The organism is Curvibacter lanceolatus ATCC 14669, assembly GCF_000381265.1.
GTDB classification, from domain to species: domain Bacteria; phylum Pseudomonadota; class Gammaproteobacteria; order Burkholderiales; family Burkholderiaceae_C; genus Curvibacter; species Curvibacter lanceolatus.
On record NZ_KB906266.1, the window covers coordinates 71,756 to 91,071 of the forward strand.

A 19,316-nucleotide genomic window follows, 5' to 3' on the forward strand; every position below is an offset into this window, starting at 1 on the left:
GGCGGGGGTCAGGGCTTCTTGTCGGTGACGGGCAGGGTGTCGGTGGTGAGGTTGTTGGCCGGGGCCTGGGCGCCCTCTTTGGCGCTGTCCCTGGCGGTTCCCTTGGCTGTTTCCTTGCCGGTCAGGGCTGGCAGCACCGGCGCGCCGGTCACGCTGGGCAGCATGGCGTTGGGCGTGGGTTGCACGGTCTGCTGCACGCCGCGCAGGCTGTCGTAGCGGCCGGCCGTGATGGCGTCGGCATCGGCCGCGTCACGCACCACCACCGGGCGCAGGAAGACCATCAGGTTGGTCTTTTTGCGCGTGCGGTTTTCGCTCTTGAACAGGTTGCCCACCACGGGCAGGTCGCCCATCAGGGGCACCTTGTCGGCCGAGCCGGAGTATTCGTCCTGCATCAGGCCGCCCAGCACCACGATGGAGCCGTCGTCGACCAGCACGTTCGATTCGATGGAGCGCTTGTTGGTGGTGGGGCCGTTGGTGTCCTTTTTGGTCGACGCGTCGATGCTCGACACCTCCTGGTAGATGGCCATCTTGACGGTGCCGTTTTCGCTGATCTGCGGCTTCACCCGCAGCGTCAAGCCCACGTCCTTGCGCTCCACGGTCTGGAACGGGTTGACGGTGCTGGTGCTGTTGTTGGTGCTGGTGTAAGTGCCGGTCACGAAGGGCACGTTCTGGCCGATCACGATCTTGGCTTCTTCGTTGTCCAGGGTCAGCAGGTTGGGGGTGGAGAGCACGTTGCCGTCGCCGTTGTTCTCGAGGAACTGGGCCAGGAAGCCCAGCACATACTGCCCGTTGATCTTGCTGCCGATGCCGAAGTTGAAGCCGTTGCCCGGCAGTACCGAGCCCAGGGCGCTGGTGGACAGGCTCAGCAGGTTGGCGCCCGCGGCGCTGGAGTTGGTGCCCAGCAGGCCCACGGTGCCGCCGGCACTGCCCAGCAGGCCTTGCCACTGCACGCCGAACTGGGCGACCTTGTTGGCGTTGACCTCGACGATCAGGCTTTCCACCAGCACCTGGGCACGGCGGCCGTCGAGCCGGTCGATGACCTCGCGCAGCTGCCGGTACTGCGGCTCGGGGGCCGAGATGATCAGCGAGTTGGTGGCCGGGTCGGCCTGGATCTGACCGCCGGTGGAGGGTTGGGCGCTGTTGCCGAAGCTGCTGGAAACACCGCCGCCCAGGCCGCTGGTGCTGCCCGTGGTCGTGCTGCCTGTGGTGCTGCCCGGTGTGCCCAGGTTGCTGCTGGACAGGTTGGTGCCCGTGCTGCCGGTCAGCGAGCCGGTGTTGCCGGCACCGCCGCTGGCGGCCACCAGGGCGGCGCGCAAGGTGGTGGCCAGCTTGGTGGCGTCGGCGTTCTTCAGGTAGACCACATGGATGTTGCCGGAGGCGCCACCGCTGGCGTTGGGCTGGTCCAGCTTGGCCACCAGCGAGCGCACCAGCGCGGCCCGGGCCGGGTTGGCGGCGCGCAGGATCAGGCTGTTGCTGCGCGGTTCGGCCAGCAGCGTGGTCTTGAACGAGGTGTCGGCCTGGCCCTGCGCGGCTGCACCGGCGGCACCGCTGCCCGGGTCGATCAGGCGGTTGACCAGCACCACCAGGTCGCTGGCCAGGGCGTGGCGCAGCGGGATCACGTCGACATCGCTGGCGTTGGGCACATCCATCGAGGCGATGATGCGTGCCAGCCGCTGCAGGTTGTCGGCGTAGTCGGTGATGATGATCGAGTTGTTGCCGGGGTTGACGTTGATGGTGTTGTTCGGGCTGATCAGGGGGCGCAGCACGGGCACCAGGTTGTTGGCGGTCTCGTAGTTGAGCCGGAAGATCTGGGTCACGATCTGGCTGCCTGCGGGGCTGCGCTTGTCGGTCTCGCTGCTGGAGATGGTCACGGGGCCGCCCTGCAGCTTGGCCTCGGCCTCGGGCACCACCTTGTACAGGCCGCTGGCCTCGACCACGGTGAAGCCCTGCAGGCGCAGCGTGGCCAGGAACTGCTCCCAGGCCACGGCGGGCGAGACCGGCTTTTCGCTGGTCAGGGTGAGGGTGCCCTTGACCCGGGGGTCGATCACCAGGTTGCGCCCGGTGATCACGCCCAGGGTGCGGGCCACGCCTTCGATCTCGGCGTTGGTGAAGTTCAGGGTCACGGGCTCGCCGGGTTTGGGCGAGGCTGTGTTTTGCGCCACGGCGGGCACGGCGCCCAGCAGGATGCTGGTGGCCAGCGAGAGGCAGGCCAGTCGAACGACGGTGCGGGTCGGGTGTGTCATGTCAAGAGCCCAAGGTGATGATGGAGCGCGCGCCGCGGCGCCGCCCGATGATGTTCAGCAGATTGTCCAGTGCCGCTTCGTGCTCGGGGGCCGCCTGGGCCGCGCCTTCGAAGCGCAGGCGCGAACCCACCCACTGGCCCTGGCCTTCGAGCAGCAGGCTGCCCTCCAGGGTGTTCAACTGCAGGGTGGGGCTGTCGCCGCCTTGCAGGGTGACGTGGTAGCTGCCCATTGGCTTGAGGGTGGACAGGCGCGAGGAGACGTCGCGGGCCTCGATCTGCAGCTGACCGTCGAGGTGGGCGCGCCCTGCGATCCATTGCAGCTGCAGGCCCTGGCTGGCCAGCTCAAGCCGGCCCTGCACCTGCAAGGTGTTGAAGGGCGTGCCCAGGCCGTTGAGCAGTGCGGCCGGCCAGTGGGAGTGGTGGTCTTGCACCTGCACCGTGGCGCCTCCCCAGTTCGGGCTGAGCCGGATCTGCAGGGTGGGCTCGGTGCAACAGGGCAGGCTGAGCGACAGGCCCAGCCCCTGCAGCGAGGGCTGAAGCTGCCATTGCAGGCGCCCGGGCAGGGTGCTGCGGTCCTGGCTGCCGCTGCCGCCGGTCAGCACCAGCTGCGCCGAGCCGTTCCAGACCGTGCCACGGGGCAGCAGCAGTTGCACCTGGTCATGGCTGAGCTGTTGCACGGCGTCGGCCAGCCAGCGCGCCGGCGCGCCCAGCACGGCACTGAGCAGGGCGCCGCACAGGGCACCGGCCCAGGCCCAGCGCCGGCCGGGGGAGGGGGTGCGCGCCGGGGCCCCGGCCCGGCGGGGGCGGGCAGTGGTGGGCGTCAGTGGTGGGCGAAGGCGCATGGGAACTGAAGCAGCAGGCGCTCAGGCCGGGGGCAGGGCGAGTACCAGGCTGCCGTCCCAGGCGGGTTCGGCCACGGTGGGGGCTGGTTTGCCGGCGGGTGCGCCGTTGTTGTTGGCGTTGGCGGGGGCGTTGGTGGCCCCATTGCTGCGGCTCAGGCGCACCTCGGCGGGCAGCACGCGGGCATTGGCCCGGGCCTGGCTCAACCACTGCGCCAAGGCGGTGGCGGGCACGGCCTTGAGCACCAGGGTGGCGCGTTCGCCCTGCACCGTGAGCTGGCCGCCCGTGCCCAGGCGCTGGCGCACGCTGGACTCCAGCGCCTGCAGGGCCTCCTGGCGCGACAGCCGGGTCTGCTGCTGCAGTTCGCGGGCCTGGCTTTGCAGGCTCTGCATCTGCTGCCATTGGGCGTCCAGCCCCTGCTGGCGGGCTTCGGTGCTGCGCAGGGTGCGCAGGGCCGGGGCCAGACCCACCCACCAGAACAGGGCCCCTGCCAGCACCAGGGCGGCGGCGATCAGGGCCTGGCGTTCGCGCGGGGCCAGGGTCTGCCAGCGTTGCTGCAGGGCTTTTTTCAGGGTTTGGGGGGTCATGGGCGGGCCTCCTGGCGGACGATCCATTGCTCGCCTTCAGGCTGGCCGCCATAGCCGCGCTGGCGCAGGCGTTCGCGGGTCTGCTCGGTTTCTTCGGCGCCCAGGTTGAGGCCGCGCAGGCGCAGTTCGCCGTTGGCATAGTCGATGTGGCTGGCCTGGCGCCCGGGGGGCAGGGCCAGGGCCAGGGCGGCGATCAGGGTTTCAAAGTCGTTGCCGGCGGCCTGGCCGGCGGCCTGGCGCAGGGCGCTGACCTCGCGGGCCATCTGCACCGGGGCATCGACCACCACGGTGACCGAGGGAAAGGTGCGGGTCAGGGTCTGGCGGATGTCGGCTTCGCGCTGGCGCAGGTTCTGGCTTTCCTTCCAGGCCCAGGCATTCAAGCCGGCCAACTGGGCCAGCAGCAGGGCCGCCACCCCCCAGCGCAGCGGGCGCCAGGCGGGGGCTTGCCAGACGGCCTGCAGGGCGCGCACGCCCTGGCGGGTGATGCGGTTGCGCTGGCTGCTGGCAAAGCTTTGCTGGGCCAGCTCCCAGGGGCCGGCCGCGGCCTCGAGCCAACGCGTGGCCGGTGGCTCCAAGGTGACGGCCTGGCCCAGCACGGCTTCGGCTTGCTGGGCCAGGGCCGGTTCGGCGCACAGCCGGGTGCCTTCGGGCAGGGGAGGCAAGACGGGTTGCGGGCTGTCGACGAGCCCCAGCAGGGGCCAGCTGATGACGGGGCTGCTGGCGTCCAGCCCGGTCAGCACCCAGCGTGGGCCATGTTCGTCGGGGTTGGCCGCCTGCACGGCGCGCAGCACCGGGGTGGCCTCGGCGTGGGCGGCGGGCCAGAGTTCGGGGACGATGCGGGTCACACTGCGGCCCGCGGCTTCGAGGGCCTGCAGGGCCGCGCCCAGCCAGGCCCGGTTGCACACGGCCACCCATTGCGGGCGGCCAGCCTCGGGCGCCGGGCCCAGCGCCAGGTGCAATTGCTGGGGTTCATCCAGCAAGCGTTCTTCAAGCAAACCCTCCAGCACCGCCTGCAGGCGCGCACTGCCCGGGCCGGTGCCGCGCGGCAGCTCGACGGGCTGCCACGAGAGCTGATGCAGTGGCACCACGGCCACCACCTCGACCGGCCGCGTGGGTTGAGGCAGCAGGGCGGCCGTGGCCGTGCCCTGCTGCAGCACGGTGCGGCCATCGGGCGTGAGGAGGTAGGCCCATTCGGTGCTGGCGCCAGGTGCGCCATCGGGCAGGTAGACGATCAGGGTGCTCATGGGAGATTGTGGCGGCCCATTGTAGAGAGGAGATGTGAAGGTTCGGCGGCAGCCGCTCGGGCCGTGCCGGTGGGTTCAGGGTGGCGTCGGGTTGGACGCCACGGTATCGAATTGACCGCGTTCGCGCCACAGGGTTTGAACCTCCATGTTGGTGCGGCGCACCAGAGAGCGCTCCTGCACCCGGGTGTCGCCCAGGCGCAGGCGGCCCAGCACCTCGAAATAGCGGCTGCTGATGCTGTGCTCGGCCTCGCTGAGCTGGCTGACGGCATCGCCCATCAGGGCGCCGGCATCGCTGATGGCCTTGAAGGGGGTGCGGGTGCGTTGCGTGACCACGCGTTGTGCGGTGGCCATGTCCAGGGTGCGCACGCTGGCGTAGATCACCTCGGCGGGCGCGGTGTTGAGGTTGACCGGGGTGCGCTCGGGCAGCAGGGTCACATAGGGGCGCAGCCGGGCCAGGGTGCTGGCGCTGAGGCCGTAGGTGAGCAACTGGTCGAGCCGCTGGGCGGGCAGGGGGGCGCTGGTTTCCTGGGCTTTCTGGGCCAGCAGCAGGTTCTGCTCCAGGGTGGTGAGCTGGGCTTCGGGCAGGCCCAGCAGGTCAAACAGCTTGCTGGTGGCGCGGTGCGCCGATTCGCTGAGCTGCTTGTTGTTGATCAGGTTCTGCAGGTTGAGGCGGCCTTGCTGGTCGGTGATGGCGCCCGACAGAAAAGCCTCGGTGAGGTCCTTGTCGTCGCTGGCCGTGTTGCTCTGGTCGGCGGCCAGGAAGCTGGACAGCCGCGCTTCTTGCAGCGGGATGGCCCAGGGCTCGGACAAGGTGTCGGGGCCGCCGCTGCGGGCATCTTCGCGCAGGATCAGGCGCGACCAGTCGAGCGCCCCGGTCAGGATCCAGCTGGATTGCACGCGGGCGCGCTCGGCACTTTCCACCTCGACGGCGCGCCATTGCTGCCACAAGGCGCCCGCGGCCAGGGTGGCGACCAGGGTGACGGTGAGCATGGCGGCCAGCAGGGCAGCGCCGCGCTGCCGTGCCGCCAAGTTGTGGAGGGGGCTGGGGGGCTGGTGGCGCAGGCTCATGACTTGTCTCCGCCCAGGATGGGGCGCACCCAGTCGCGCGTGATGCGCCCCGACACGGCCTGGCCCGGGGCCAGCGTGATGACCAGGCGCACGCCCTGGGGCAGTTTGCTGTCGCCTCGGCCATCCGCCGCCTTGCCATCCGGGGTGGGTGGGGTGCCTGTGTTGCCGCCTGGGTTGGTGCTGGCATCGCTGGACATGGGGTTGGTCCAGGCGTCCTGCCGGTAATAGAAGATCTGCCAGTCGTTGGCGGGGGTGATGAGCACCTCGCGCTGGCGTTGGGTCTGGTCGGGGTTCTGCCCCCACAGGGCGGCCATCTGCCAGGCGTTCTGCCAGTCGCCCCGGGTGCTGAGCGGGGGCGACTGCCAGCGCAGCCATTGGCCACCAGCGCCCGGGTTGCGCAGGGTCCAGCCCACCACCAGGGTGGCTTCGGGCTGGCTGGGTGGGCCCTGGCGGGTGAGGCGCAGCACCCGGCCGTCCCAGTCGATGGCGGTGATGTCGGGCAGGTCGACCAGGGATTCCAGGTCGGCCTGCCACTGGCCCAGGCCCGATTGCAGGGCCAGGGTCTGCTCGCTGTGCTGGTCGGTCTGGCGCAGGGTGCGCATCATGCCGTCCAGGCCCTGCCAGCTCAGCAAGGCCATGATGGCCATCACCGACAGGGCGATGAGCAGCTCGACCAGGGTGAAGCCCCGGGGGCGGTGTCTGCTCCCAGGAGGGGAAAGACGATGCAGGGGGTATTTCATGTCAATAGCGCCCCACCACGGTGGAGAGTCGGACCACGGGCTGGCCGTCCTCATTGAAGGTCTGCACATCGACCCGGCGAAAGCTGGGGTTGGGGGTGGCGCGCACGGTCACATGCACCGGCAGGACACGGCCGCCCTGTTCGCAGCTCAGGTCGCTGTCGCCCACGCTGGGCATCTGGCGCGACAGGCGTGTTTTCACCAGTTCGTTTTCGGCGCACAGGTGGCCCAGCAGGGTGTCGACTTGGCGGCTGGCGTTGCGTGTCAGGGCGGAGCTGGCCTGGGCACCCGCCAGCAGGGCGATGGCCACGATGCTCAGGGCCACCATCACTTCGATCAGGGTGAAGCCCTGGGCCCGGCCGGGGCGCTGGATGGGTTTCATGGCTCGCTGCTGACGGTGAAGGGGCGCAGGCCATCGGTGGCCAGGCGCAGGCTGCGTCCGGGGGCTTCGCTGTTGACCAGGGTGACTTGCTGGGGGCCGATCACGGGCTCGGGGCCCAGGTTCAGGCGGCCCTGCGCGGGCAGGGCCTGGGTGCCGGGCGACAGCCATTGCTGCGGCATCGAGCCCTCGGGCAGGCCGGTGAAGGTGAAGCCTTGCGGGGTGGGCATCCATTGCACGGCCACGCCGCTGGCACGCGAGCGCGCCCGGGCCGTGTCCAGCAGGGCGGCCAGGCGCTGGGCCTCACGCTCCAGCTGGGTCTGGCTGTTGTCGCGCAGGGCCATCGAGACGCCGGCACTGGCCAGGGCCATGATGCTGATGACGATCAGCAACTCGATCAGCGTGAAGCCTCGTGGCGGGCGCCCTGCGGTCGCCAGGGTGTTCATGGGGGCGGTCGGCAAGGGTGCTGCGGCAGGCACCCCGGCGGTGTTCACTGCCAGCTGCCGATGTCGGCGTCTTTGCCCTCGCCACCGGATTGGCCATCGGCACCGAAGGACATCACGTCGATCTCACCTTTGATACCCGGGTTCAGGTACTGGTAAGGACGGCCCCAGGGGTCGTTGGGCAGCTTTTCGAGGTAGGGCTTCCAGTTGGGTGGCACCGGGGCCGTGGTGGGGCGGGCGATTAACGCACGCAGGCCTTGTTCGGCCGTGGGGTAGCGCTGGTTGTCGAGGCGGTACAGCTTGAGGGCCTGGACCAGGTTGTTCACGTCGGTGCGCGCCGCGGTGGCGCGGGCGTCGTCGGCCCGGTCCAGCACGTTGGGCACGATCAGCGCGGCCAGCACGCCGATGATGACCAGCACCACCATCAGTTCAATGAGGGTGAAGCCGGCCTGGACGCGACGGCGAAGGTGGTTGAGGGATCGGTTCATGGGCGAAGTGGGCAAAAACACCGGTTGGGCTGGAGGAGCAGAACTTGAGGAACTCGGAATCGCTTGAATCATAATCCGCGCATGATGACATCTTCGACCTTGTCCCCGGCTCAGCGCTGGGTGATCCGCGGCTCGTCCTTTACAGTCTGGGCGCTGGCCGCGGCATCGGCCGTGTTCTGGGGCCTGAGGCTGGCTCAACCGGCGCCGGTGCCCTCGGTCGAGGTGGCAGCAGGCACCACGCTCGAGGCCGACCCGGCCGCGGTGGCCCGTTTTCTGGGCGCCACCCAGGGCCCTGTGGCGGTGCTGCCCGGGGCGCCCGCGCTGGCCAGTCGCCTGAGCCTGATCGGTGTGGTGGCGGATGGTCATCAATGGGGCGCCGCCCTGATCTCGGTGGACGGCAAGCCAGCCCACCCCTACCGGGTGGGGGCCACGCTGGAAGACGGCGTGGTGCTGCTGGCGGTGGATCGCCGCCGTGCCTTGCTGGGCCCCTCGCGCGATGCCGCGCCCACGCTGACGCTGGAGCTGCCGGCGCTCAAGAAGCCTTGACCGGCGCCTGATCCTGACCCGGGCTGGGCGGACCCAGTTCAATGCATTCGATCTGGCCGTAGCCGATGGTGTGGCTGGGCCAATCTCTCGCTTCGTGCAGGGTCTGAACCCCCTGGAGCAGCAGGTGCACGGCCCGGATCACCCCAGCGTGGGTGAGCCATACCGCATGCCCTTCCGCCGAGGTTTCCGCCCGGGTGCGTTGCAGCGCATGGGCCACCCGGCGCATCACCTCGTTCACGCTTTCCCCTCCACCCGGCCGGTGCCGGCCGAAGTCCTGTACCCAGGCATCGAGCGCGGCGGCGCCCAGGGCGTCCCAGCGCTGGCCTTCCCAGGTGCCGAAATCCATTTCGGCCAGATCGGGATCGGTGCGGGCTATCAGATCCGGCCGGGCTTTGCACAATTGTTGCGCGAGCTTTTCGCATCTTTGCCGCGGCGATACGCGCAATCCAGCGCCCTGGGGCAGTTGCCGTGAGAGCGTCGTGGCCAGTTCGGCGGTCTGAGCGGGGTCGACCTCGATCTCCAGCCGGCCGTAGCACAGCGAATCGGCTGCGATGGGTCGGGCGTGCCGCACCAGCCAGAGCTTCATCGGAGGCTCGAGTGCGCCAGGACGCAGGCCAGGGCCAGGTAGCAGGCCAGTTCGCACACCTGTTGGGTGGCCCCCAGGCAGTCGCCTGTGAAGCCTTGCAGGCGACGGGCAAACAGGCGCCACATCCAACCCAGTGCCAGTGCGCTGCCCAGCAGGGCGGCGCCCACGAAGGCCGGGCCGAAAGCCCAGGTGCACAGCGCCAGGGGGGGCAGGCACCACAGCCCGGCCACCATCAGGGCGCCCGTGCTGATCTGGTCGGCCAGCGGCTTGCTTTTCGAGCGGGCCGTGTCGCCCACATGGGGCAGCTGGCGCACCAGGATCAGGGGCCAGAAGCGCGACAGCACATGCCCCAGCAGCAGGGCGGCCAGGGTGTTGTTCAGGCCGCTGTGTCCCAGCCAGGCCAGCAGGGCCACCTTGGCCAGCAGGGCCAGCTGCAGTGCCATGGCGCCAAAGGCGCCGACGCGCGAGTCCTTCATGATGTCCAGTGCCCGTTCGCGGTCGTAGCTGCCGCCCAGGCCGTCGGCCACATCGGCCAGGCCATCTTCATGGAAGCCGCCGGTCATCAGGATGGTGGCCAGGGTGGCCCCCACGGCGGCCACCAGGGGCGTGCCGGCCTGGGGGCCCAGGGCGGCACTCAGCGCCCACCAGGTGGCCGCGGCCAAGCCCGCGGCCAGCCAGCCGATGGAGGGGAAATGGGCCGCGCTGGCGCGCAGCATGGCCGGGCTGTAGCCCACCCAGTCCGCCAGCCGCCCCGTGACCGGAATGCGGGTGAAGAACTGGACGGCCAGCAGCCAGTGGCGCAATCCCGTCATGCCTGGTGCCGTGGCAGCCGCTTCATTGCTGCAGGAACATGCGGTAGACCGGGTTCTGGGTTTCCTCGATGCAGGGGTAGCCCAGGCTGGCCAGGAAGCGGTCGAAGGCCTTGTGATCGGCCGCAGGCACCTGCAGGCCGACGAGGATGCGGCCGTAGTCGGCGCCCTGGTTGCGGTAGTGGAACAGGCTGATGTTCCAGTTGGGCTTCATCAGGCTCAGGAACGTCAGCAGGGCCCCTGGGCGCTCGGGGAAGACAAAGCGCAGCAGGCGCTCGTCCTGGGCCAGGGCCGAGTGGCCGCCCACCATGTGGCGGATGTGCTCCTTGGCCAGCTCGTCGTGCGTCAGGTCCAGGGCTTCAAAGCCCTGTTTCTTGAAGTTCTTGGCGATCTTGGTCGATTCGCCGGGGCCGGTGGTGGTCAACCCCACAAACACGTGGGCACGGGCCGAGTCGCTGATGCGGTAGTTGAATTCCGTCACATTGCGCGGGCCACCGGGCAGGTTGCCCACGGTTTCGCAGAAGCGGCGGAAGCTGCCACGCTCTTCGGGGATGGTGACGGCAAACAGGGCCTCGCGTTCCTCGCCCACCTCGGCACGCTCGGCCACGAAGCGCAGGCGGTCGAAGTTCATGTTGGCGCCGCACAGGATGGCGGCGTAGGTCTCGCCCTTGGTCTTGTGGGTGGCCACGTACTGCTTGATGGCGGCCACGGCCAGGGCGCCGGCCGGCTCGACGATGCTGCGCGTGTCGACAAAGATGTCCTTGATGGCGGCGCACACGGCATCGGTGTCGACGGCGATGTAGTCGTCCACCAGATTCTTGGCCACACGGTAGGTTTCTTCGCCCACCAGCTTGACGGCGGTGCCGTCCGAGAACAGGCCCACGTCAGGCAGCGTGACGCGCTTCTTGGCGGTCACCGACTGCATCATGGCGTCCGAATCGTTCATCTGAACGCCGATCACCTTGATCTCGGGGCGAACCGCCTTGATGTAGTTGGCCACGCCCGAGATCAGGCCGCCGCCGCCGATGGCCACGAACACCGCATCGAGGCGCCGCGAACCCAGGCCTTGCAGCTGGCGCAGGATTTCCATTGCGATGGTGCCCTGGCCGGCAATCACGTCGGGATCGTCAAAGGGGTGAACAAAGGTCAGGCCCTGCTTTTTTTCGAGTTCGACGGAGTGGCCGTAGGCGTCGGAGTAGCTGTCGCCGTGCAGCACCACCTCGCCGCCCAGGCCGCGCACCGCGTCGATCTTGAGTTGGGGGGTGGTGGTGGGCATCACAATCACGGCCCGGGTGCCCAGTTTGCGGGCGCTCATCGCCACGCCTTGGGCATGGTTGCCGGCGGAGGCGCAAATCACACCGCGCTTGAGTTGCTCGGGCGTGAGGTGGGCCATCTTGTTGTAGGCCCCGCGCAGCTTGAAGCTGAAGACCGGTTGCTGGTCTTCGCGCTTGAGCAGCACGGTGTTGTGCAAACGCTTGCTGAGGTTGCGCGCGGGCTCCAGCGCGGACTCGACGGCGACGTCATAGACGCGAGCAGTGAGGATTTTTTTGAGGTAATCGGCCGGTTTGAGTGCTTTGACGGTCATGGCGCTTGAGAGTGTAGATCGCGCGGGGCCTCAGACTGGCCGCATCTGACGTCAGGAAAGCCCCCGGGCGGGCCCAGATCATAGGGCACCAAGAAAAAAGCCCCGAGTCGTGAGACTCGGGGCTAAATCCACCAAAGGAGGAGGTGGAGGAGACAATCGGTGCGTGAAGAACAGAGTTCGTTACGCGATGTAGGAAGTGTAGCGATAATTTGTTGCGATGCAACAAGGAATTTGTATCAACTTGCTGCGGGCACAGAACTAGTAGCGAGATTGATCCTGTATTAGCTGATTTGATGAGGTGATCGGATGGAATGCACAGTGAGTTGGACCGGCGCGGCAGGCACGCGCTCAGGCATGGGCTTTGTGGCGGAAACCGGCAGCGGCCACGCCGTGGTCATGGATGGCGCGCCGGATGCGGCCAAGCCCGAGAACGGTGGCCAGAACCTGGCCCCACGCCCCATGGAAATGGTGCTGGCGGGCACCGGTGGGTGCACGGCTTATGACGTGGTGCTGATCCTCAAGCGCGGTCGCCACGATGTACGCGGTTGCTCGGTCAAGCTCAGCAGCGAGCGCGCCGACACCGATCCCAAGGTGTTCACCAAGATCCACATGCAGTTCACGGTGACCGGTCGGGGCATTCCTGCTGCGGCGGTCGAGCGGGCCATCGCCATGAGCCACGACAAATACTGCTCGGCCAGCATCATGCTGGGCAAGACCGCCGAAATCACCACCGGGTTCGACCTCGTCGAGGTCTGAGCCCCGCTGCAGCGCCCGCTCAGATGTAGTGGGCGGTGCGGGTCATCACCTTGGCGGCCAGGCGCATCAGTGCCTTGGCCGGCGGCGGTAGTTCCGCAGCGCCCGCCATCTGGGCTTCGTGGGCATGGCGTTCTTCGTCCACCTTCATCTGGGCCACGATGGCACGCGATGCCTCGTCGTCGGCGGGCAGGCGGTCCAGATGGCTTTGCAGGTGTTCGGCCACCTGTTTCTCGGTTTCAACCACGAACCCCAGGCTCACCGCATCGCTGATGCGCCCCGCCACCAGTCCCAGGGTGAATGCGCCGGCGTACCAGAGCGGGTTCAGGATGCTCACGCGGTCGCCCAACTCGTCCAGGCGCTGTTTTGTCCAGGCCAGGTGGTCGGTCTCTTCATGAGCCGCGCGTTCGAAATGGGCCTTCAGCGCCGGGTTGCGCGTGGAGGCCGCCTGTGCGGTGTAAAGGGCCTGGGCGCAGACTTCTCCGACGTGGTTCACCCGCATCAAGGCTGCAGACAGGGCCTTGTCTTCCGGGCGTTCGGGGCTGCGGTCCTCTGCACGGGCCGGGTGGGGGGTGGCGCTGTGATGCTTGGCATACAGCGTGCGCAATACCGCGTCTGCGGTGCTGAGGAAACGATCCATGGATAGTGTCGGCCTGAGGTATCAGGACGTCCCAGTGTTGTCGGCAATTCGGGCCTGAAGTTTAGTCTTTCGAGGGGTCCCGGTGTTTGATCCTGAGCAGGAATGGGCTTCGCAGTTTTGTTGCACAGGTGCAACGAAATCGCCAGACTGGGCCGGTTTGGGGGTTATTTCCTTTGCGTGGATGCCGCACGTCTGTTGCAATAGCGAGAACTTCCATCAAGGAGGTTGGCCCGGGGAACCGGCGGATCGCAGTTGTGGCAGCACCCTGCGGTTCTTCGAACCGGCGCCCTATGTTTAACCTTGGAGAAACTCGCAATGAAAAAATCCCTGATTGCACTGGCAGTGCTGGCTGCTTCCGGCGCCGCTATGGCTCAATCTTCTGTGACCCTGTTCGGCGTTCTGGACCTGGGCTACGAAAACGTCAAGACCCAAGCTGGCCGCATCTCCGGCATCTCCCCCTCGGCTAACAGCTCCAGCCGTCTGGGCTTCAAGGGCACCGAAGACCTCGGTGGCGGTCTGGCTGCTTCCTTCCACCTGGAAGCCGCTCTGAACCCCGCTTCGGGCATCGGTTCTTCTGGCACCACCGCCAACAACCAATCCACCACCACCGCCGCCGGTGGCCTGACCTTCAACCGTCGTTCGACCGTCAGCCTGTCGGGCAACTTCGGTGAACTGCGCGTTGGCCGTGACTACGTGCCTTCGTTCTGGAACACCGCTGTGTTTGACCCGTTCGGTGCTAACAGCGTCGGCGCTACCCTGGCCAACTACACTCTGAGCTCGGGCACTGGCGTTCGTGCTTCGAACGGCATCGGCTACTTCCTGCCGGGCAACCTGGGCGGCTTCTACGGCCAAGGCACCTACGCCTTCGGCAACCGTGCTAACACCGAAACCGCTACCGGCTACGCTGGCACCGTCAACACCCAAGACAACGGTCGTTACGTCGGCTTCCGCGTTGGTTACGCTCAAGGCCCGCTGGACGTTGCTGGCGCTTACGGCAAGACCAACTTCGCTGCTGGCACCCAAACCACCACCCTGGCTGGCTTTGCTGCCACCCACGGCGATTACACCGACACCAACCTGGGCGCTTCGTACGACTTCGGCGTGGCCAAGGTCATGGGCACGATCACCAACCAAAAGTACAACGACCTGGGCGCTCTGGGCAACAACAAGTCCGTCAAGGGCTGGTCGCTGGGTGTGAACGCTCCTCTGGGCGCTGGCAACGTGCTGGCTCAGTACAGCGCCATCAAGCTGGACTCCGCCAAGTCTGACAAGTGGTCCTTCGGCTACACCTACAACCTGAGCAAGCGCACTGCCGTGTACGGTATCTTCGCTCGCGTGGGCAACTCGGGTGGCGCTGCTTCCACCGCTGCTTCGTTCAGCTCCGGCTCGATCGGCGCTGTGGCTGGCGCTTCGAACGTCAACCAATCGTCGACCGGCTTCAGCGTTGGTCTGCGTACCTCCTTCTAATTGGTGGCTGGCGTAAGCCAGCTTCTGATCAGAGATCAACCCCGCTGCGGCAACGCAGCGGGGTTTTTTTATTGCTTGAGCGCGATATCGGGCGCAAGGATCGAGGCGTATGCCTTCACCTGAAGGGGGTTGGATGCTTGTTCTCATGGACTCGGCCAACTGACGCCATTCCAGCTGCGCCAGCTGGGGGAGCATGGAGCCGTTGCCCCACCTCCCAATGCCGTGAGGACATGAGGACGTGCGGTGCACCGATGCCGATCTGATCGGCTGCAGTTCTCAAACTTGGTTTTTAGAGCCGGTTTTCAGCCACGGCATGGCATGCCACCCAGTGGCCTTCGCCCTGGGTTTGCAATGCCGGCCTTTCGCTCTTGCAGCGATCGTTGGCATGCGGGCAGCGGGGGTGAAAAGTGCAGCCACCCGGTGGGTTGAGCGGGTTGGGGACCTCACCCTGCACAGGGGTGCGGGCGCGCCCGGTTTGCCGCATCTCTGGAATGGCATCGAGCAGCATGCGGGTGTAGGGGTGGCGCGGCGTAGCAAACAAGGTGTGCTTGTCGGCCCGCTCCACCAGGCGTCCCAGGTACATGACCCCCACTTCATCGCTGACATGGCGCACCACGGCCAGGTTGTGGGAGATGAACAGGTAGGTCAGCCCGCGCTCACGCTGCAGGTCTTTCATGATGTTCAGCACCTGGGCCTGCACGCTCACGTCGAGGGCTGATGTCGGCTCATCGCACACCAGGAACTCGGGCTCGGTGGCCAGGGCGCGGGCGATCGAGATCCGTTGACGTTGCCCGCCGGAGAACTGGTGTGGGTATTTGGGCATGTCCAGGGCGCTGAGTCCGACCGACTTCAGCAAGCCGCCCACGCGCTCTCGCAGTTCGGCGGCATCGGTGACCAGGCCGTGTTCCCGCAGGGGCTCCCCAATGATGGCCTCGACCGTCCAGCGCGGGTTGAGGCTGGCGTACGGGTCCTGGAAAATCATCTGGATGCGCCGGCGCAGCGTGCGCCCCGAGGGCTTCTTGAACTCGGCATGGGCATCCTGCCCGTCGAAAGTCATGTGGCCGCGGGTGGGCTCGTACAGCCCCACCAACAGGCGGGCCACGGTGCTCTTGCCGCAGCCTGATTCACCGACCAGGGCCAAGGTACGACCGCGTTCGATGTCAAAGCTCACGCCGTCGACTGCGTTCAACAATTGCCTGGGCTTGCCTTCCAGCACCCGATTCAGCCAGGGCGGAGACACATCAAAAGTCTTGGCGAGGTCATGGGCCTGCACCAGCGGTGCTGAGGTGCTTGGCGTTTGGGGGCGAAGGCTGCTCATGCCGGATCTCCGTGGGGCGCTTGCGGTGCATGCAGCCAGCAGGCGGCCTGGGTGCCTGCGGTGGACATCAGTTCGGGGCGTTCAGTGCGGCAGCGGGCCATCACCTGAGGGCAGCGCGGGTTGTAGGCGCAGCCGGTGGGAATGGCATTCAACCGGGGCATCGCCCCGTCGATCTGGTTAAGACGCTCGCGATCCACGGCCATGTCCGGGATCGAGGCCATCAGGCCCGCGGTGTAGGGGTGGTTCGGGTGGTTGATGACCTGGTGCACGGGGCCAGTCTCGACAATGCGGCCGGCATACATCACGGCCACCCGATCGCAGGTTTCTGCGATCACGCCCATGTCATGGGTGATCAGCATCACGGCGGCGCCGCGGTCATGGCAGATGTTCTTGAGCAGGGTGATGATCTGGGCCTGGATCGACACATCCAGCGCGGTGGTGGGCTCGTCGGCCACGATCAGCTGGGGTTGCGCCGCCAAGGCCAGGGCGATCACCACGCGTTGCCGCATGCCACCGCTGAACTGATGGGGGTAGTGTTCGATGCGCTGTTCGGCCGCCGGAATGCCTGTGTCCTTGAGCAGATCGATGGCTCGCTTGCGGGCTTCTGAATGGCTGACCGGCAGGTGGGCCTGGATGGTCTCCATCAGCTGGTGCCCTACGGTGTAGAGCGGGTTCAGCGAGGTCAGCGGGTCCTGGAAGATGGCCCCAATGCGCCGCCCCCGGATGCTGCGCATCTGGTCAAAATTGAGGTTGTCGATGCGTTCGCCCTGCAGGATGATCTGGCCCGATGCAATGCGCCCCGGCGGCTCCAGCAACCCGATGATGGAGGCGCCGGTCAATGACTTGCCGGCCCCTGATTCGCCCACCACGCCCAGAATTTCGCCGGGGGCGATCTCGAAAGACACGTGGTCCAGTGCGCGCAAGGTGCCGCGCCGCCCGGGGAATTCCACCACCAGGTCTTTGACTTGTAGAAGACTCATGTTTGCCTCGGCCTTGGCCAGCTCATCGCAGGCGCGGGTTCAGCGCGTCGCGCAACCAGTCGCCCAGCAGGTTCACGCTCAGTGCAATCAGCACCAGCATCAGACCGGGAAAGACGGTGATCCACCATTCGCCAGAGAAAAGATAGTCGTTGCCGACACGGATCAAGGTGCCCAGCGAGGGCGAGGTGGGCGGGGCACCCACCCCGAGAAACGACAGCGTGGCTTCCGTGATGATGGCGGTGGCCACCTGGATGGTGGCCAGCACCAGCACCGGGCCCAGCACGTTGGGCAGCACATGGCGCACCATGATGCGCCAGGGTGCCACACCCGTCACACGGGCGGCCTGCACGTACTCTTTGTTGCGCTCGACCAGGGTCGAGCCGCGCACCGTGCGGGCGTACTGCACCCAGCCTGTGAGCGAGATCGACAGAATCAGCACCCCGAAAGCCAGCGACTCGTGGGCGTTGGGGAACAGTGCCCGGCCCACACCGGCGATCAGCAGGGCCACGAGGATGGGTGGAAACGACAGCATCACGTCGCACAGCCGCATCAGCAAGGCGTCGATCCAGCCGCCGCGAAAGCCCGACAACAGGCCCAGGGCCACGCCCAGCGCCATTGACAGCATCACCGAGGCGATGCCCACCACCAACGAGATCCGGGCGCCATAGATGACGGCCGACAAAATGTCCCGCCCCTGGTCGTCGGTGCCCAGCAGGTACTTGGAGACCCCATCGGGGCGCCAGCTCGGCGGGAGCCGGGCATCGCTGAGCTCCAGCGCGCTCAGATCAAAGGGGTTGTGGGGCGACACCCAGCCGGCAAACGCGGCACAAAAGACGCAGACAAAGGCGATCAGCGCCGCCACCATGGCCACCGGAGAACTCCGGAAGCTGTGGCCGACGTCGCTGTCAAGCCAGCGTGCCAGGGGATTTTTCATGTTCTAACGCTCTGAGCCCCAGCCCGTGCAAGGGGCTGGGGTGGTGCTGAAGACCGGTGGCTGACCTGATTACTTGGAAATGCTCATCCACTTGAAGGGCATGAAGTTGTCGGCCAGTTGCACCAGCTGCACCTTCTTGCTCACGCCCCAGGCCAGTGATTGCTGGTGCAGCGGGATGTGGCCCACATCGGCGTTGTGGATCTCAAAGGCCTCGCGGATCATCGCGTTGCGCTTGGTCTTGTCGGTCTCGGCCTGGATCTTCTTGGTCAGCTCATCGACCTTGGGGTTGCAATAGGCCCCCAGGTTGAATTGGCCCGCGCCCTTGTCGTCCACACAGGCCACCAGCGCATTGAGCGCGTTGTGCGAGTCGTAGGTGGAGGGCGTCCAGCCCAGCATGTAGAACGAGGTGTCGCGGCGCAGAATCTTCGGGAAGTAGGTGCCCTTGGTCTCGGCCTGCAGATTGATCTTCACGTTGATGCGGGCCAGGTTGGCCGCCACGGCCTGGCAGATGCGGGCGTCGTTCACATACCGGTCATTGGGGCAGTTCATCGACACTTCAAAACCGCTCGCGTAGCCGGCCTCGGCCATCAGCTTCTTGGCGGCTTCCACGTCGTAGGGCAGGCGCTTCATGTCGGGCTGGAAACCATTGATGCCGGGGCCCACCAGCAAGGCCGAGGGGTTGGAGGCACCGCGCATCACCGTCTTCTTGATGCCGTCGATGTCGATGGCCTGGTAGAAGGCCTGGCGCACACGCTTGTCCTTGAAGGGGTTCTTGCCCTTCACGTTGGAGTACAGCAGCTCGTCGCGCTTCTGGTCCATGCCCAGGAAGATGGTGCGCAGTTCGGGGCCGGTGATGGCGCGGGTGTTGGGGCTGCTGTTCACGCGCTCGATGTCTTGCACCGGCACGGGTTCCATGACATCGACCTCGCCCGACAGCAGGGCCGCCACGCGCGTGGCATCGTTGCCGATGGGGGTGTAGATGATGTCGGTGGCGTTGCTCTCGTTCTTGCCCCAATAGCTGCCATTGCGCGAGAAGGTGGTGCGCACATTGGGTTGACGCTCGCGCAGGCGCCACGGGCCCGTGCCGTTGGCGCGGAACGAGGCCGCGTTCTCGATGCCCTTGCGGCGGTCCACCGGGCCCACGGCCTGGTTGGCCTCACACCACTTCTTGCTCATGATGTAGACCAGCGACACCACGTCGGGCAGGATGGGGAAGGGCGTCTTGGTCTCGATCTCGACCACATGGTCGTTGATCTTGCGCACCTCCTTGAAGTCGTTGGTGTAGCTCTTCATGTCCGAGCCCTCCATCTGGGTGCGCTTGAACGAGAACAGCACGTCGTCCGCCGTGAAGGGCGAGCCATCATGAAACTGCACGCCCTGGCGCAGTTCAAAGCGCCACACGGTGGGCGAGGTCTGCTTCCAGGCCGTGGCCAGCATCGGCGCCAGGCTCAGGTCCTTGTTGCGGCCCACCAGGGGCTCGTAGACGTTGCCGGTCACGCTCAACTGCAGCGACTCGTTGAGCGAGTGCGGGTCCATCGACAGCGAATCCCCCTGGTTGGCGACACGGATGGTCACGCTCTGGGCAGCCACGGAACTGGCCCCCAGGGCCAGGGCGGCGGCCAGCGACAGGACTTGAAGATTGAATTTCATCGGGAGCTCCTCGGATAGAG

The 19,316-nt window shown here is 66.9% G+C and carries 20 protein-coding genes; 3 read left to right on the plus strand and 17 right to left on the minus strand.

All coding sequences use genetic code 11. The features are described 5' to 3' along the window. Positions 1 to 8 precede the first annotated feature (8 nt). From gspD to gspG, 9 genes are all read right to left on the minus strand, one after another. Positions 9 to 2,243, minus strand: coding sequence for a type II secretion system secretin GspD (gspD, locus tag F624_RS0121665; protein WP_157443556.1), 2,235 nt, complete (start codon positions 2,241 to 2,243; stop codon positions 9 to 11). A gap of 1 nt (position 2,244) precedes the next feature. Beyond that, entirely contained in the window at positions 2,245 to 3,084 is an 840-nt protein-coding gene (gene gspN / locus F624_RS0121670) for a type II secretion system protein N (protein WP_019576454.1), read from the minus strand. A gap of 21 nt (positions 3,085 to 3,105) precedes the next feature. After that, a complete protein-coding gene (gene gspM / locus F624_RS0121675; RefSeq protein ID WP_019576455.1) occupies positions 3,106 to 3,669 on the minus strand; it encodes a type II secretion system protein GspM in 564 nt (187 codons plus the stop codon). Continuing rightward, positions 3,666 to 4,913: a type II secretion system protein GspL gene (gene gspL, locus F624_RS0121680; protein ID WP_019576456.1), complete on the minus strand. Its 1,248-nt coding sequence runs from the start codon at positions 4,911 to 4,913 to the stop codon at positions 3,666 to 3,668. The genes gspM and gspL overlap by 4 nt, the downstream gene beginning before the upstream one ends. Positions 4,914 to 4,988: 75 nt before the next feature. Continuing rightward, entirely contained in the window at positions 4,989 to 5,981 is a 993-nt protein-coding gene (gene gspK, locus F624_RS0121685; protein WP_019576457.1) for a type II secretion system minor pseudopilin GspK, read from the minus strand. Further along, the gene (locus F624_RS0121690; protein WP_019576458.1) at positions 5,978 to 6,721 is read right to left on the minus strand and encodes a PulJ/GspJ family protein; all 744 of its coding nucleotides are present in this window, start codon (positions 6,719 to 6,721) and stop codon (positions 5,978 to 5,980) included. The genes gspK and F624_RS0121690 overlap by 4 nt, the downstream gene beginning before the upstream one ends. Position 6,722: 1 nt before the next feature. Then, positions 6,723 to 7,100 (minus strand): type II secretion system minor pseudopilin GspI, encoded by a 378-nt coding sequence (gene gspI / locus F624_RS0121695; protein ID WP_019576459.1) that lies wholly within the window; start codon positions 7,098 to 7,100, stop codon positions 6,723 to 6,725. Then, a complete protein-coding gene (locus tag F624_RS0121700; protein ID WP_019576460.1) occupies positions 7,097 to 7,543 on the minus strand; it encodes a prepilin-type N-terminal cleavage/methylation domain-containing protein in 447 nt (148 codons plus the stop codon). Before F624_RS0121700 ends, gspI begins: the two co-directional genes overlap by 4 nt. Before the next feature lie 44 nt (positions 7,544 to 7,587). Continuing rightward, on the minus strand, positions 7,588 to 8,028 hold the full coding sequence (gspG, locus tag F624_RS0121705; RefSeq protein ID WP_019576461.1) for a type II secretion system major pseudopilin GspG: 441 nt from the start codon (positions 8,026 to 8,028) through the stop codon (positions 7,588 to 7,590). An 81-nt stretch (positions 8,029 to 8,109) separates the two neighbouring features. On the opposite strand from gspG, the gene F624_RS0121710 reads away from it, so the two are divergent. After that, a complete protein-coding gene (locus F624_RS0121710; RefSeq protein ID WP_019576462.1) occupies positions 8,110 to 8,574 on the plus strand; it encodes a type II secretion system protein N in 465 nt (154 codons plus the stop codon). On the opposite strand, the gene F624_RS0121715 is transcribed toward F624_RS0121710, so the two are convergent. The 3 genes from F624_RS0121715 to ilvA are packed head-to-tail and all read right to left on the minus strand — an operon-like array spanning position 8,561 to position 11,554. Next, the gene (locus F624_RS0121715) at positions 8,561 to 9,160 is read right to left on the minus strand and encodes a histidine phosphatase family protein (protein WP_019576463.1); all 600 of its coding nucleotides are present in this window, start codon (positions 9,158 to 9,160) and stop codon (positions 8,561 to 8,563) included. The genes F624_RS0121710 and F624_RS0121715 overlap by 14 nt on opposite strands. Beyond that, on the minus strand, positions 9,157 to 9,972 hold the full coding sequence (locus F624_RS0121720) for an adenosylcobinamide-GDP ribazoletransferase (RefSeq protein ID WP_019576464.1): 816 nt from the start codon (positions 9,970 to 9,972) through the stop codon (positions 9,157 to 9,159). Before F624_RS0121720 ends, F624_RS0121715 begins: the two co-directional genes overlap by 4 nt. A 22-nt stretch (positions 9,973 to 9,994) precedes the next feature. Continuing rightward, a complete protein-coding gene (ilvA, locus tag F624_RS0121725) occupies positions 9,995 to 11,554 on the minus strand; it encodes a threonine ammonia-lyase, biosynthetic (protein ID WP_019576465.1) in 1,560 nt (519 codons plus the stop codon). Between the two features lie 306 nt (positions 11,555 to 11,860). On the opposite strand from ilvA, the gene F624_RS0121730 reads away from it, so the two are divergent. Further along, positions 11,861 to 12,310 (plus strand): OsmC family protein, encoded by a 450-nt coding sequence (locus tag F624_RS0121730; protein WP_019576466.1) that lies wholly within the window; start codon positions 11,861 to 11,863, stop codon positions 12,308 to 12,310. A gap of 19 nt (positions 12,311 to 12,329) precedes the next feature. Here the strand turns inward: F624_RS0121730 and coq7 are convergent, their stop codons facing one another. Beyond that, on the minus strand, positions 12,330 to 12,947 hold the full coding sequence (gene coq7 / locus F624_RS0121735; protein ID WP_019576467.1) for a 2-polyprenyl-3-methyl-6-methoxy-1,4-benzoquinone monooxygenase: 618 nt from the start codon (positions 12,945 to 12,947) through the stop codon (positions 12,330 to 12,332). A gap of 315 nt (positions 12,948 to 13,262) precedes the next feature. On the opposite strand from coq7, the gene F624_RS0121740 reads away from it, so the two are divergent. Further along, a complete protein-coding gene (locus tag F624_RS0121740) occupies positions 13,263 to 14,414 on the plus strand; it encodes a porin (RefSeq protein ID WP_019576468.1) in 1,152 nt (383 codons plus the stop codon). Between the two features lie 289 nt (positions 14,415 to 14,703). On the opposite strand, the gene F624_RS0121745 is transcribed toward F624_RS0121740, so the two are convergent. The 4 genes from F624_RS0121745 to F624_RS0121760 form a co-directional block, all read right to left on the minus strand. After that, positions 14,704 to 15,732: an ABC transporter ATP-binding protein gene (locus F624_RS0121745; RefSeq protein WP_019576469.1), complete on the minus strand. Its 1,029-nt coding sequence runs from the start codon at positions 15,730 to 15,732 to the stop codon at positions 14,704 to 14,706. Continuing rightward, positions 15,729 to 16,712 carry an ABC transporter ATP-binding protein gene (locus tag F624_RS0121750; RefSeq protein WP_031255821.1) on the minus strand — a complete coding sequence of 328 codons (984 nt, stop codon included), beginning with the start codon at positions 16,710 to 16,712 and terminating at the stop codon, positions 15,729 to 15,731. The genes F624_RS0121745 and F624_RS0121750 overlap by 4 nt, the downstream gene beginning before the upstream one ends. 22 nt (positions 16,713 to 16,734) lie before the next feature. Continuing rightward, on the minus strand, positions 16,735 to 17,646 hold the full coding sequence (locus tag F624_RS0121755; RefSeq protein ID WP_019576471.1) for an ABC transporter permease: 912 nt from the start codon (positions 17,644 to 17,646) through the stop codon (positions 16,735 to 16,737). A gap of 69 nt (positions 17,647 to 17,715) precedes the next feature. Beyond that, complete coding sequence (locus F624_RS0121760) at positions 17,716 to 19,296, minus strand: ABC transporter substrate-binding protein (RefSeq protein WP_019576472.1); 1,581 nt, start codon at positions 19,294 to 19,296, stop codon at positions 17,716 to 17,718. Between the last annotated feature and the right edge of the window lie 20 nt (positions 19,297 to 19,316).